Origin of the sequence: Curtobacterium flaccumfaciens (assembly GCF_004361695.1) — a bacterium.
Taxonomy (GTDB): Bacteria; Actinomycetota; Actinomycetes; order Actinomycetales; family Microbacteriaceae; genus Curtobacterium; species Curtobacterium flaccumfaciens_B.
This window is the reverse complement of the sequence record NZ_SNVW01000005.1, coordinates 12,841-26,354: the sequence shown is the minus strand read 5'-3', so window position 1 is coordinate 26,354 and position 13,514 is coordinate 12,841. Positions and strand designations below refer to the sequence as shown.

At 72.1% G+C, this 13,514-nt stretch carries 14 protein-coding genes; 13 read left to right on the top strand and 1 reads right to left on the bottom strand.

Annotated elements, in window-relative coordinates; genetic code table 11:
* Positions 1-275: 275 nt before the first annotated feature.
* A complete protein-coding gene (locus EDF64_RS08825) occupies positions 276-1,541 on the top strand; it encodes a M23 family metallopeptidase (RefSeq protein ID WP_133519647.1) in 1,266 nt (421 codons plus the stop codon).
* Positions 1,542-1,572: 31 nt separating this feature from the next.
* The gene (locus EDF64_RS08820; protein WP_133519646.1) at positions 1,573-3,021 is read left to right on the top strand and encodes an NlpC/P60 family protein; all 1,449 of its coding nucleotides are present in this window, start codon (positions 1,573-1,575) and stop codon (positions 3,019-3,021) included.
* A gap of 150 nt (positions 3,022-3,171) precedes the next feature.
* Here the strand turns inward: EDF64_RS08820 and EDF64_RS08815 are convergent, their stop codons facing one another.
* Positions 3,172-3,663, bottom strand: a complete 492-nt coding sequence (locus tag EDF64_RS08815) for an inorganic diphosphatase (RefSeq protein WP_133519645.1) — start codon at positions 3,661-3,663, stop codon at positions 3,172-3,174.
* Positions 3,664-3,713: 50 nt separating this feature from the next.
* On the opposite strand from EDF64_RS08815, the gene tilS reads away from it, so the two are divergent.
* The 11 genes from tilS to EDF64_RS08760 all read left to right on the top strand — a co-directional run bounded on the left by tilS (position 3,714) and on the right by EDF64_RS08760 (position 13,443).
* Positions 3,714-4,751, top strand: coding sequence for a tRNA lysidine(34) synthetase TilS (tilS, locus tag EDF64_RS08810; RefSeq protein ID WP_208108872.1), 1,038 nt, complete (start codon positions 3,714-3,716; stop codon positions 4,749-4,751).
* Between the two features lie 24 nt (positions 4,752-4,775).
* Complete coding sequence (gene hpt, locus EDF64_RS08805) at positions 4,776-5,327, top strand: hypoxanthine phosphoribosyltransferase (protein ID WP_071293359.1); 552 nt, start codon at positions 4,776-4,778, stop codon at positions 5,325-5,327.
* A gap of 143 nt (positions 5,328-5,470) precedes the next feature.
* A complete protein-coding gene (gene ftsH / locus EDF64_RS08800; protein WP_133519644.1) occupies positions 5,471-7,456 on the top strand; it encodes an ATP-dependent zinc metalloprotease FtsH in 1,986 nt (661 codons plus the stop codon).
* A gap of 6 nt (positions 7,457-7,462) precedes the next feature.
* Entirely contained in the window at positions 7,463-8,437 is a 975-nt protein-coding gene (gene folP / locus EDF64_RS08795) for a dihydropteroate synthase (RefSeq protein WP_133519643.1), read from the top strand.
* On the top strand, positions 8,434-8,832 hold the full coding sequence (gene folB / locus EDF64_RS08790) for a dihydroneopterin aldolase (RefSeq protein WP_133519642.1): 399 nt from the start codon (positions 8,434-8,436) through the stop codon (positions 8,830-8,832). The genes folP and folB overlap by 4 nt, the downstream gene beginning before the upstream one ends.
* Entirely contained in the window at positions 8,829-9,416 is a 588-nt protein-coding gene (folK, locus tag EDF64_RS08785) for a 2-amino-4-hydroxy-6-hydroxymethyldihydropteridine diphosphokinase (RefSeq protein WP_133519641.1), read from the top strand. Before folB ends, folK begins: the two co-directional genes overlap by 4 nt.
* Entirely contained in the window at positions 9,413-9,904 is a 492-nt protein-coding gene (locus EDF64_RS08780; RefSeq protein ID WP_071293363.1) for a DUF3180 domain-containing protein, read from the top strand. The genes folK and EDF64_RS08780 overlap by 4 nt, the downstream gene beginning before the upstream one ends.
* A 38-nt stretch (positions 9,905-9,942) precedes the next feature.
* Positions 9,943-10,464: a PH domain-containing protein gene (locus EDF64_RS08775; protein ID WP_133519640.1), complete on the top strand. Its 522-nt coding sequence runs from the start codon at positions 9,943-9,945 to the stop codon at positions 10,462-10,464.
* An 8-nt stretch (positions 10,465-10,472) separates the two neighbouring features.
* The gene (locus EDF64_RS08770; RefSeq protein ID WP_133519639.1) at positions 10,473-12,296 is read left to right on the top strand and encodes a PH domain-containing protein; all 1,824 of its coding nucleotides are present in this window, start codon (positions 10,473-10,475) and stop codon (positions 12,294-12,296) included.
* Complete coding sequence (locus EDF64_RS08765) at positions 12,260-12,985, top strand: Rossmann-like and DUF2520 domain-containing protein (protein WP_133519808.1); 726 nt, start codon at positions 12,260-12,262, stop codon at positions 12,983-12,985. The genes EDF64_RS08770 and EDF64_RS08765 overlap by 37 nt, the downstream gene beginning before the upstream one ends.
* Complete coding sequence (locus EDF64_RS08760) at positions 12,982-13,443, top strand: hypothetical protein (RefSeq protein WP_133519638.1); 462 nt, start codon at positions 12,982-12,984, stop codon at positions 13,441-13,443. The genes EDF64_RS08765 and EDF64_RS08760 overlap by 4 nt, the downstream gene beginning before the upstream one ends.
* Positions 13,444-13,514: the final 71 nt, after the last annotated feature.

The window sequence follows — 13,514 nt, the reverse complement described above, 5'->3', positions numbered from 1 at the left end:
GACAAGCATACGGATGGTCCGCAGGTTTCACAAATCGGGGGCCGTGGCGGCGGAACCCCCGGCGTGTCGCGGTCGGGCGCTCGGCCCACAGGGCTTCACTCACCCTGGGGCACCAGGCCCCGATTCGTGCTGTCGATGATCGGATGCGACCATCGTCGTCGGTCCCGTACCCCTCGTGCGAGGGGGTGTGCGGGTGCGACACCTGTTGTTACTGTTGCGCTTGTTAACAGTGTTACGTGCGTGAGCCTTGCCGCGCTGTTACGAAATCGAGATGTATGTCGACCTCACCATCGCTCTCACTCCGTCCCCGCCGCCGCGTCATCGCCGCCGCGGTCGCCGTCGCGCTCGCCGTCGGCACGCTCGGGGCGCTGGCTCCGGTGACGGCGGCCAGTGCGGCGTCGTACCCGAGCTGGTCCGACGTCGAGAAGGCGAAGGCGTCGAAGTCGGCGCAGCAGGCGAAGGTCGCCGAGATCAAGGCGCTCATCGCCGACCTGTCGTCCAAGGCCTCCGCGGCGGAGAAGTCCGCGCAGGCAGCCGGCACCGCGTACCAGACGGCCCAGACGAAGTACGACGACGCCACCCTCACGCAGAAGAAGCTGCAGCAGCAGGCGGACGACGCCGAGAAGACCGCGGCGGCGTCCGAGGAGCAGGCCGGCCAGCTCGCCGCCCAGCTCGGGCGGGCGAGCGCGAACGACGTGACGACGGACATCCTCACGCACCCGTCGAAGTCGGGTGACCTGCTCTACGAGCTCGGCGCCATGTCGAAGCTGAGCGAGCAGGCGGACGGCATCTACTCGCAGGCGAGCCAGGACCGGGGCGTCGCGCAGGGCCTCGCCGACCGCGCGGACCTCGCGAAGAACGCCCTCGGCGCGCTCGCCGACGCGGCCCAGCAGAAGATGCAGGCCGCCCAGCAGGCAGCCGACGACGCGCAGTCAGCCGTCGACGCGCAGAGCGACAACCAGGCGCGGCTGCAGTCACAGCTGACGCTGCTGACCACGAACGAGGCGGACGTCGAGAAGCGCTACAACAAGGGCGTCCAGGTCGAGAAGGCCCGGCTCGCTGCCCTCGCTGCGGCGGCGGCCAAGGCAGCGGCGACCAGCGCGGGCGGCACCGGGGGCGGGACGGCGAACGCGTCCGGCTGGGTGCGTCCCGCCGGCGGCTACCAGACGAGCCCCTACGGCTACCGCGTCGACCCGTACACGCACTACCGGGCCCTGCACGCCGGCGTCGACCTGGCACCCGCCTGCTACGCCCCGATCTACGCAGCCCACTCCGGCACCGTGACCTTCGCGGCGAACGGCGGCGGCTACGGCAACGAGGTCGTGCTCGACAACGGCGGCGGGATCTCCACCGCCTACGGGCACATCGTCAACGGCGGCACGCTCGTGTCGGTCGGTCAGCACGTCGAGGCCGGCCAGCAGATCGCGAAGATCGGTTCGACCGGCTGGTCGACCGGATGCCACCTCCACTTCGAGACCCGGATCAACGGTTCCGCCGTCGACCCGGTCCCCTTCATGGCAGCGCGGGGGATCTCGGTATGACCGTGTGCGCGCCCGAAAGGCCCTGACCCTCGTGAAGCACTCCGCTCGCACCCTGTCCTGCGGGATCGCGGTGATCGCCGTCCTCGGGATCGGCCTCACCGGCGTGATCACCGGCCCCGCCCAGGCGGCACCCTCCGCCCCGAGCTGGGACGACGTGCGAGCGGCGAAGGCGGACGCGGCCGACGCGCAGTCCACCGTCGACGAGCTGAGCACCCGTCTGCAGTCACTGCAGGACGCGGCCGACGAGGCACAGGTCGCCGAGCTGCAGGCCGGGCAGACCTACTCCCTGGCGGCGTCGCAGCAGCAGGACGCACAGTCCGCGCTCGACGACCTGACCGCGCAGGGGAAGCGCGCGAAGGAGAAAGCGGACGACTCCGCGAAGCAGGTCGCCGGGCTGGTGGTCGAGCTGTCCCGCACGGGTGGCGGTGACCTGTCGACGTCGATGCTCGTCGACTCGTCCGACGCGAAGGACCTGCTCTACCGGGTCGGCACGATGTCGCACCTGTCCGAGCGGTCCGCGACGGTGCTCGCCGCTGCACGCGCCGACCAGAACACCGTCGACTCGATCGCCGCGCAGCAGGCCGCCGCGACGAAGGCGCTGACCAAGGCCACCGACGCCACCAAGCGCGCGCTCGAGACCGCGAACGACACGGCTGCGTCCGCGCAGACCCGCGTGCAGCAGCAGCAGACGAAGCAGGCCGAGGTCCTCGAGCAGCTGGCGTTCCTCAAGGGCACGAGCGTCGCCACGGAGACGGCGTACTGGAACGCCGAGCAGGCGAAGCAGGCCGAGGCGCAGCTGGCAGCGCAGACGGCGACGTCCGGCGGGGCCGGCGGCAGCGGCACCACCACCGGCTCCGGCGGCACCACCGGCAACGGCGGCACGGCGGGCAACGGTGGCACTGCGGGCAACGGTGGCGGCGGGACCGGCACTGGCACCCCCGCCAAGCCGAGCACGCCGGCCACCCCGTCGAAGCCGAGCACCCCGGCCACCCCGTCCCAGCCGAGCACGCCGGCGAAGCCGAGCACCCCCGCGAAGCCGAACCCGCCGGTCACCACGCCGACACCCCCGTCGGCACCGAGCACCCCCTCGCGGGCCGCCGGCGCCATCGCCTACGCCCGTGCCCAGATCGGCGACGCCTACGAGTTCGGCGGCGCCGGCCCGACCACCTGGGACTGCTCCGGCCTGGTGATGATGGCGTACAACTCCCAGGGCATCACCACGGGCGGGCACAACGTCGTCTGGCAGTACAACTACTTCAAGTCGATCGGCCGCCTGGTCCCGCTGTCGCAGCGGCAGCCCGGCGACATCCTCTTCTACTCGAGCAACGGAGCCGCTTCCGGCGGGTACCACGACTCGATCTACACCGGGAACGGTCGCATGGTCGAGGCGGCGAACGTCCGCGTCGGCGTCGTCGAGCGGGCGATCTGGACCCCGGGCGACCTCCTGCCGTACGTCGCCCGTCCGAGCGGCTCGCTCTAGACGCCGCACCGCAGCCCGCAACGAACAACGCGCCCCGTCAGGACGGGGCGCGTTGTTCGTACGGGGGTGCGATCCCGCGGCGGGCGAGCAGCCCGCAGCGCGAGCAGCCCGCAGTGCGAGCAGCCCGCAGTGCGAGCAGCCCGCAGTCGGTCAGTGCGAGCCGGGCACGTACGCGGCCTGGCCGGCCGTGACGATCGCCTCGGCCTCGGCGGCGTCGCCCCAGCCCTCGGCCTTGACCCACTTGTTCGGCTCGAGGTCCTTGTAGCGCTCGAAGAAGTGCGCGATCTCGGCCTTCGTCTGCTCGTCGACGTCCGAGATGTCCTGGATGTGCGCCCAGCGCGGGTCCTTCGCGGGGACCACGAGGACCTTCGCGTCGTTGCCGGCCTCGTCGCTCATCTTGAAGACGCCGACCGGACGGACCTTGACGCCCACACCGGGGAACGTCGGGTACTCGAGGAGGAGCAGGGCGTCCACGGGGTCACCGTCGTCGGCCAGGGTCTTCTCGAAGAAGCCGTAGTCCGTCGGGTACACGAACGACGTGAACAGCACGCGGTCGAGGTAGACACGACCGGTCTCGTGGTCCACCTCGTACTTGTTGCGGCTGCCCTTGGGGATCTCGACGACGACGTCGTACGCGGCCATGTGTGCTCCTGGTCTGTCGGTTGAACGGAAAGCGCGGCTAACGTTACCGGGTGAACTCTCCGCGTCCCCGGCTGGATCCCGCGGTCGCCGACGCCCGTCGCGCGGTCCGGATGCTCCTCGCCCAGGCCATCGACGAATCGGTCGTCCGTGCGGGTGACCTGGTGCTCGTCGCGCTGAGCGGCGGACCGGACTCGCTCGCGCTCGCCGCGGCCACCGCGTTCGAGGCACCCAAGCAAGGACTGCGAGCCGGCGCCGTGGTGGTCGACCACGCGCTCCAGGCGGGCTCCGAGGCGGTGGCGAGCCGCGCCTCCAGGCAGGCATCCGAGCTGGGACTCGCACCGGTGACGGTCCGCCGGGTCGCCGTCGGTTCCGCGGGTGGTCCCGAAGGGGCCGCCCGGGAGGCACGACACGCGTCGATCGCGGACGTCGCCTCCGAGACGGGGTCACCACTCGTGCTCTTCGGGCACACCCTCGACGACCAGGCCGAGTCGGTCCTGCTGGGCCTGGCCCGCGGGAGCGGGCCGGACTCGCTGTCCGGCATGGCGCCGCTGACGCGACGCGACGCCGGTCCGGCGTACGGGCGGCCGCTCCTCGGGCTCCGTCGGCACACCACTCGCCAGGTGTGCGCCGCGGCCGGACTGGTGCCGTGGGACGACCCGCAGAACGGCGACCCGGCGTTCGCGCGGGTCCGGGTGCGGAACACGCTGATGCCCGCGTTGGAGCGCGAGCTCGGTGCCGGCGTCCCCGAGGCCCTCGCCCGGACGGCGGACCAGCTCCGCGAGGACTCCGCGGCGCTCGACCACTTCGCCGAGGAGATGGCGGAGGACATCGCCGAGCACTCGGAGGCCGGCATCTCGCTGTCCGCCCGGGCACTGCACGCGAACCCGCCGGCGCTCCGGCAGCGGCTCGTCCGACTCGCGGTGGAGAGCGAGTTCGGCGTGACGCTGTCCCGCGTCCAGACGCTCGAGGTGTGCCGGCTCGTCACGGACTGGACCGGGCAGGGGCCGATCGACCTGCCGGGCGTCCGGGCATCGCGGACCGGCGACCGCCTGCAGTTCAGCGCCGGGGAGCGCCCCGCCGGACAGTGACGTCGGGGCGGTTAGGCTGGGGTGGTGGAACTCTCCGACGTCCAGGCAGACCTGTCCGAAGTCCTCTTCACCCCCGAGCAGATCGACGACAAGCTCGCCGAGCTCGCCGCGGTGGTCGACCGTGACTACGCGGGGCGCGATCCCCTGCTCGTCGGTGTCCTCAAGGGCGCGGTCATGGTGATGGCGGACTTCTCGCGGCACCTGAAGATGCAGGCCCGGATGGACTGGATGGCGGTGTCGTCGTACGGCTCCGGCACGAAGTCGTCGGGCGTGGTGCGGATCCTCAAGGACCTCGACACCGACCTGCACGGCCGCGACGTGCTCATCGTCGAGGACATCATCGACTCCGGTCTGACGCTGTCGTGGCTCAAGCAGAACCTCGAGTCCCGCGGTGCCGCGAGCGTCGAGATCGTCGCGCTGCTCCGCAAGCCCGAGGCCGCCAAGGTCGAGGTCGACGTGCGGTACGTGGGCTTCGACATCCCGGACGAGTTCGTGGTGGGCTACGGCCTCGACTACGACGAGCGCTACCGCAACCTGCGCGGCGTGGGCGTCCTCGCCCCGCACGTCTACTCGTAGGCGGCTCGCGGCTCCGCGCTGGGTCGCGGGGAACGGGGAGTTCGCCCGCAGAGGACACCCATTCTCGCCACAGAATCGCAGCCGTATGCTGATCAGCACGCAACTTCGGCAGAGAAAGGTGTCGGGCGCTCTGCCCGGATCACATGGACTTCAAGCGCATCCTCCGCGGGCCGTACATCTACGTGCTCATTGCGATCGTGGGGATCTGGATCGGCTGGGCCGTGATCAGCCAGTCCGGCACACAGCAGATCGACACGCAGAAGGGCCTCGAGCAGCTCTCCGACGGCAAGGTCTCGTCGGTGGTGGTGAACTCCACCGAGCAGCGCGTCGACCTCACCCTCAAGGACGGCAACGCGCACGAGCAGTTCTACTACTCGACGCCCCGCGGTGAAGAGGTCATCCAGGCCGTCAACGACGCGAACCTGCCGAAGGGCTACAACGACACCGTCCAGCAGGGGAACTGGTTCCTCTCGCTGCTCGGCATCATCCTGCCGTTCCTCATCATCGGCGCCCTCTTCTGGTTCCTCCTCTCGAGCGCCCAGGGCGGCGGCTCGAAGGTCATGCAGTTCGGCAAGTCCCGCGCGAAGATGAACAACAAGGAGAACCCGCAGGTCTCCTTCGCGGACGTCGCCGGTGCGGACGAGGCGATCGAGGAGCTCCAGGAGATCAAGGAGTTCCTCAAGGAGCCAGCCAAGTTCCAGGCCGTCGGCGCGAAGATCCCGAAGGGCGTGCTGCTGTACGGCCCTCCCGGAACGGGCAAGACGCTGCTCGCACGTGCGGTCGCCGGCGAGGCGGGCGTGCCCTTCTACTCGATCTCCGGTTCGGACTTCGTCGAGATGTTCGTCGGTGTCGGTGCGAGCCGTGTCCGTGACCTCTTCGAGCAGGCCAAGCAGAACTCCCCGGCCATCGTCTTCATCGACGAGATCGACGCCGTCGGTCGTCACCGCGGTGCCGGCATCGGTGGTGGCAACGACGAGCGCGAGCAGACGCTCAACCAGCTCCTCGTCGAGATGGACGGCTTCGACGGCAAGACGAACGTCATCCTCATCGCCGCGACGAACCGTCCCGACGTGCTCGACCCCGCGCTCCTCCGTCCGGGCCGCTTCGACCGCCAGATCGGTGTCGACGCCCCCGGCCTGCAGGGTCGCAAGCAGATCCTCGAGGTGCACGCGAAGGGCAAGCCGCTCGCCGCGAGCGTCGACCTCGAGCTCCTCGCCCGCAAGACGCCCGGGTTCACCGGTGCCGACCTGGCGAACGTCCTCAACGAGGCCGCGCTCCTGACGGCACGGTCGAACGCGCAGCTCATCGACAACCGCGCGCTCGACGAGGCCGTGGACCGCGTGATGGCCGGCCCGCAGCGCCGCACCCGGATCATGTCCGACCAAGAGCGCCTGATCACCGCGTACCACGAGGGTGGCCACGCGCTCGCGGCGGCGGCGATGCGGCACACCGACCCGGTGACGAAGATCACGATCCTGCCGCGCGGCCGTGCCCTCGGGTACACGATGGTGCTCCCGCTCGAGGACAAGTACTCCGTCACGCGCAACGAACTGCTCGACCAGCTCACCTACGCCATGGGTGGCCGCGTCGCCGAGGAGATCGTCTTCCACGACCCGACCACGGGTGCGTCGAACGACATCGAGAAGGCCACCGGCACCGCGCGCAAGATGGTCACCGAGTACGGCATGAGCCGTGCGGTCGGGTCCGTCAAGCTCGGGTCCGGGTCGAGTGAGCCGTTCGTCGGCCGCGACATGAGCGGCGGGACCAGCCGCGACTACTCGGAGAACATCGCCGAGACCGTCGACGCCGAGACCCGTGCCCTGCTCGAGGCCGCGCACGACGAGGCCTACCAGGTGCTCAACGACAACCGCGACATCCTCGACCGCCTGGCCGGCGAGCTCCTCGAGAAGGAGACGCTCGACGCCCCGGAGCTCGTGGAGATCTTCAAGGACGTCCGGAAGCTGCCGGAGCGCCCGCAGTGGCTGTCGAGCGACAAGCGCCCGGTCAGTGACCTGCCCGCGATCGGCGTCCCCGGCAAGGCCGCGTCGACTGCCGCGGAGCCCTCCGACACCGAGTCGTCGAAGCCCCGTCGCCGTCCCTTCGGCAACCCGGGTATCGCCCCCGCGTAGGCCGGCATGACCGACCTGCCGACGAGGCGGTCGCGTCGGCTCGCCGAGGTGAGCCAGGCGCGTGCCGCTGCCGCAGAACCGCCGACGGTCGCGATCGACCTGCGTGCACCGGCACCGGTGCCGGAGATCGTGACCGGCCGGCGGCGGGACCGCGACCGCGGGACCCCGACGTCCGACGGCACCCGGGTGATGGGCATCCTCAACGTCACCCCGGACTCGTTCAGTGACGGCGGCCTCCACCAGGCGTACGACGCCGCGGTGGAGCACGCCCGTGCCCTCGTCGCCGCCGGTGCCGACCTGGTCGACGTCGGCGGCGAGTCCACCCGTCCCGGTGCGGACCGCGTCCCCGTCGAGGTCGAACATCGTCGGGTCCTGCCGGTCGTGCAGCAGCTCGTCGCCGAGGGCATCGCGGTGAGCGTCGACACGATGAACGCCGCCACCGCCGAGCGCGCGGTCGACCTCGGCGCCGTGATCGTGAACGACGTGTCCGGCGGTCTGGCCGACCCCGACATGGCCCGCGTCGTGCGGGACACCGGCACCGGCTTCGTGGTGATGCACTGGCGCGGACACAGCGACCGCATGTACCGGAACGCCGAGTACGCGCACGCCGTGGAAGAGGTCCGGCGCGAGGTCGAGCTCCGCGTCGCCGAGCTCATCGTGCTGGGCGTGCGCCAGGAGCAGGTCGTCATCGACCCGGGCCTCGGGTTCGCCAAGCAGGGCGCGCAGAACTGGGAGATCCTGGCCGGCTACGAGCGGTTCGCCTCCATCGGGCTGCCCGTCCTCGTCGCCGCGTCACGGAAGCGCTTCCTCGACGGGATCGGCAGCGCTGCCGGTGCCCCGGCGAAGGACCGCGACCTCGCCACCGCCGCCATCAGCCTGCTCGCCGCCGAACGCGGCGCGTGGGGTGTGCGCGTGCACGACCCGGCACCGACCCGTGCCGTGCTCGACGTCTGGGACGCCTGGAGGGCAGCTCGATCGTGAGGGACACCATCCGACTGACCGGGGTCCGTGCCCGGGGACACCACGGCGTGTTCGACCACGAGCGCGCCGACGGCCAGGACTTCGTCGTCGACGTCGCGGTGGAGGTCGACGCCCGCGCGGCGTCCGGCTCCGACGACCTCGACGCCACGGTGCACTACGGCGTGCTCGCCGAGCAGGTCGTGGCCGAGATCGAGCGCGACCCGGTGGACCTCATCGAGACCCTGGCCGAGCGCATCGCAGCCGCCGTGCTCACGCACCGTGCGGCCCTGGCGACCGAGGTCACGGTGCACAAGCCGCAGGCGCCGATCACGGTGCCGTTCACCGACGTCTCGATCACCGTCCGACGCACCCGCGGGGGCTCCCTGCCCGCCGACGGCGCGGAGGAGGAAGAGTGAGCCGCGCCGTCGTCGCCCTCGGCGCCAACCTCGGCGACCGGGGCAGCACGCTCCGCGCCGCGGCGTCCGCGATCGCCGCGCTGCCGGGGGTCCGTCCGGTGGCGTCCAGCCGCGAGGTCGAGTCGATCGCCGTCACCCTCGACGGCCCCGACACGACGAAGCCGCGCTACCGGAACGCCGTCGTGGTGGTCGACACCGAGCTCGAGCCGCAGGAGCTCCTGGACGCCCTGCACGGCATCGAGGACACGCACGGCCGCACCCGCGAGGTGCGCTGGGGCGACCGGACGCTCGACCTCGACCTGGTCGCGTTCGACGAGCTGACCCTCGACACCGACACCCTGACGGTCCCGCACCCGCGCGCCGGGGAGCGGGCCTTCGTGCTGGCGCCGTGGCTCGACGCCGACCCGGACGCCGTGCTGCCCGGCGCCGGACCGGTGGCCGACCTGCTCGCCGCGGTGGGGGACGACACCGAGCGCGTCGACGAGCCGCGCCTCTTCGAGGAGCCGACCCGCGCCTCCAGGCCCGCGCCGGCCGCGCCCGCCGCAACCGCGACGCCCGCCGACCGGACGCAGGCCCGCCCGTGAAGCCGACCCGCGCCTCCACCCTCATCAGCGTCGCCGTCGTCGCGGCCGTGGCCGGCTTCGCGCTCGACGCCGTCCTGGCCTCGCGCCAGGCGCCCACGCTGTTCCTCGCGACGCCCCTCGGCGTCACCCTCGCCCTGATCGGCATCGCCGTCGTCCTGATGGCGCGCCCGGTCCGCCGGCACGCCCGCGACGGCGCGACCCGACAGCGTCCGGTGGACCCGCTCTACGCGATCCGCGTCGTCGTGCTCGCGAAGGCGTCGAGCATCGCCGGAGCACTGTTCGGAGGGTTCGCCGTCGGGCTCCTCGTGTACCTCCTGACCCGCTCGGCGTTCCCTTCGCTAGGCTCGGTCCTGCCGAACGCCGTGGCGGTCGGGGGTGGGCTCGTGCTGACGGTGTGCGCCATCGTGGCGGAGCGGATGTGCATCGCACCGCCCGGTGACGATGACGACGACGACCTCCCCCGGGGTGGCACGACGCAGGCGCACTGACCCGGTGCGTCGTCCGACCAGACCGCAGGAGACCCGCGATGCCGCGTGAACGACTCGACGAGCCGGGCCTCGGCCTGACCGGGACCACCTGGACGCGGGTGTCGCCGAAGCTCGTCTGGACCGAGCTCATCACCACCGCGGTCATCGGCCTCGTCGTCACCGCCGGTTGCGTCCTCATCGGGGTCGTGAACGGCGGCTTCGAACGCACGGCCGGCACCGTCTGGCTGTCGATCGCGATCGTCGTGTTCGTGATCGCGGCCGTCACCGCCGCCCTCACCCCGCGCCGTGTCCGGGCGATCGGGTACGCGCTCCGCGACGACGACCTCGTGCTCCGGCGCGGCCTGATGTGGCAGCGCTTCACGGCCGTGCCGTACGGCCGCATGCAGCTCGTGGACGTCAACCGCGGACCGCTCGACCGCGTGCTCGGCATGAGCGAGCTGAAGTTCGTGACGGCCGCCGCGTCGACGAACGTCCGGATCCCGGGCATCCCCTTCACCGACGCCGACGAGCTGCGCGATCGACTCGTCGAGCTCGCCGAGTCCCGCCGGGCCGGGCTGTAGGGGTCGACGTGACGTTCCGACCCGGTCCGCCGCCGCCCACGCCGCCGTCCGCGCGGGGCAACGCCGCCGCCGCCGCGCCGCTCACCGACGGCGAGTGGCACCGGCTGCACCCGCTGACACCGCTGCTCAAGGGCGGCATCTTCCTCATCGTGATCCTCGGGTACGTGCTCAACAGCCTGCGGGACCAGCTCGTCGAGTTCTTCATCCCGGGCAGCGGCCCCGAGGACGACGGCGACCCGGTGCGCTACGTGTACGAGCACGGCGTGGTCGGCTGGGTCCTGCTCGGCATCGTCGTGCTGCTCGTCGTGCTGATCGGCCTGTTCTACCTGTCGTGGCGGATGCACGAGTTCCGCGTCACGGGCGAGATCGTCGAGGTCCGCTCGGGCGTGCTGTTCCGCACGAACCGCAAGGCCCGGCTGGACCGCATCCAGGGCATCAACATCTCGCGCCCGCTGGTCCCGCGGATCTTCGGCACCGCGAAGCTCGAGATCGCCCAGGCCGGCAACGACGCGAACGTGCAGCTCGCGTACCTCGGCACGACGGCGGCCGACGACCTGCGGCAGCGGATCCTCGTGCTCGCCTCCGGCGCGAAGGAGGACGAGGCCGACACCGGCCACGGGCCCGCGCGCGCCTCGAACGGCCGGTTGCAGGACCGGGTCGACCAGGTCTTCGCCCCCGAGCTCGACCCGTCCGCCGTGCACGCGACCCGCATCGTGAAGGTGCACCCGGGGCGGCTGATCGCGTCGATGCTGCTCTCCGGCACGACGATCTTCATCCTGCTGGCCGTCGCGGCGATGATCGTCAGCGTCTCGCTCACCGGCGAGTACGGGATCCTCTTCGGCCTGTTCCCGGCCGTGATCGGTGCCGGCGGGTACTACGTGCGGAAGTTCTCGCGCTCGCTGCAGTACACGATCGCCGAGACCCGGGACGGCATCCGGATCGGCTTCGGCCTGGTGTCCACCTCGAACGAGACGCTCCCGCCCGGTCGCATCCACGCCGTGAGCGTCGCGCAGCCGCTGCTCTGGCGGCCGTTCGGCTGGTGGGACGTGCGCATCAACCGTGCGACGAACGCCGGCAACGGTGCCTCGAACAACCAGCAGGTGTCGTCGATCGTGCTGCCGGTCGGCACCGCGACGGACGTCCGCGAGGTCCTCGACATCATCCTGCCCGGGCTCGTCGGCACCGCGGTGATGGGGGCGTCGGCGTCGCAGGAAGAGCTCCGCGAGGGCTCCTCCGAAGCGGTGAACGTCGTCGACGAGAGCCTCACGACGACGGGTGACCGGGGCGGCTTCGTGCACTCCCCGCGCCGCGGTGCGTGGCTCCGACCGTTCGCCTTCCGCCGCAACGGCTACCGCTTCGTGCCGGGTGCGGTGCTGCTCCGGCTCGGTGCCGTCTGGCGGTCGCTCGTCATCGTCCCGCTGCCCCGCGTGCAGAGCATCAAGGTGTCCCAGGGGCCGCTCGAGCGTGCGCTCCGGCTGGCCTCGGTGCACGTGCAGACGGTCCAGGGTCCGGTGTCCGCCAGCGTCGGTGCGCTGGACGCGCGGGACGCGCAGCGTCTGTGGGCGGAGACCGCGGAGCGCGCCGTCGAGGCCGCTGCGGCCGACACGTCCCACCGGTGGCGCGAACGGGAGGCCCGGCAGCGGCCCGGCGCGCACGCCGCGGTCCCGCAGGACGCCGCGTCCACCGCCCCCGCCGGTTCCGCGCCGACCGGCACGACCGCCCCCACCGGGGCCGACCCGGCGACGCGCGGAGCCGAGCCGACCCCGTCGACCGGCACCGTGCCTCCCGACTCGCCCTGGGGTGCCGTCCCGCCACCGGGAGCCGCGCGGTGAGGGCCGGACGGCTGGGTGTCGGCGTGGTCGGCGCCGGACGTGTCGGACCCGTGCTCGGCGCCGCCCTGGCGAACGCGGAGCACGCCGTGGTCGGGGTGACCGCCGTGTCCGACGAGGGCCGCGACCGCGCCGAGGCGATGCTGCCCGGTGCCCCCGTCCTCGCCACCCCGGACCTCGTCGAGCGGAGCGAGCTCGTGCTCCTCGCCGTGCCGGACGACCAGCTCGCCGGCCTGGTCCAGGGGCTCGCAGAAGCGGGCATCTGGCAGCCCGGACAGCTCGTCGTGCACACCAGCCCGGACCACGGCGTCGGGATCCTCGCCCCGGCCATGGCAGCCGGTGCGATCCCGCTCGCGATCCACCCGGCGATGGCCTTCACGGGCACGAGCGTCGACCTCGCCCGACTCCGCGACGCCTACTGCGCCGTGACCGCGCCGTCGCCCGTGCTGCCGATCGCGCAGGCGCTCGTCGTCGAGATGGGGGCCGAGCCCTTCGTCGTGACCGAGCAGGACCGACCCGCGTACGCCGACGCCGTCCGTGCCGCGGTGAGCTTCTCGACGGCGATCGTCGACCAGTCCGCGGGGACGCTCGAGGGCATCGGGGTGGAGCACCCCGGCCGTGTCCTCGGCGCACTGGTGCGCTCGGCGGTCGAGAACGCCCTGGCCGCCGCCGACGGGCAGGCGACGCTGTGAGGACGGAGCCGTTCCGGATCCTCGGCGCGCAGGCGAAGGTCGGCTACGTCGTCGGTGCCGTCGTCATCGAGGTGCTCGGCATGCTGCTGCTCGCCGCGCTCGGCGTCCCCGGTGCGCTCGTCCCGTTCATCGGCGCCCTGTGGTCCCTGGCGATCGTCGTCGTCGGCGTGCGCGTGTTCCGGGGGCCGGACGAACCCGTCGAGCCGCCCCGTCCGTGGTGGCGGATGACCGCCGGCCCGGTGGTGGGGTTCCTGCTCGCCGCGTACTTCCTCGCCGACGCGGTCGTCGCGCGCGGGCTGACCACCTCGGCGGTCGACGTCGGTGGACTCGTGACGTCCGTCCTCATCGCGGCCGCCTACGCCGGCTCGTCGGTGACGCTCCTGGTGCTCCGCGCCCAGGGGCGGCCCGCGCCGGGCTCCGTTCGTCGACGGATTGGAGACGCTCCGCGTTCTTCCTGACTCGGTTGGGGCGTCCACTTGCTGCGGGGCGGTGCTCATCGTCATTCGAGTCAGCTGGCGACGACGGTCAA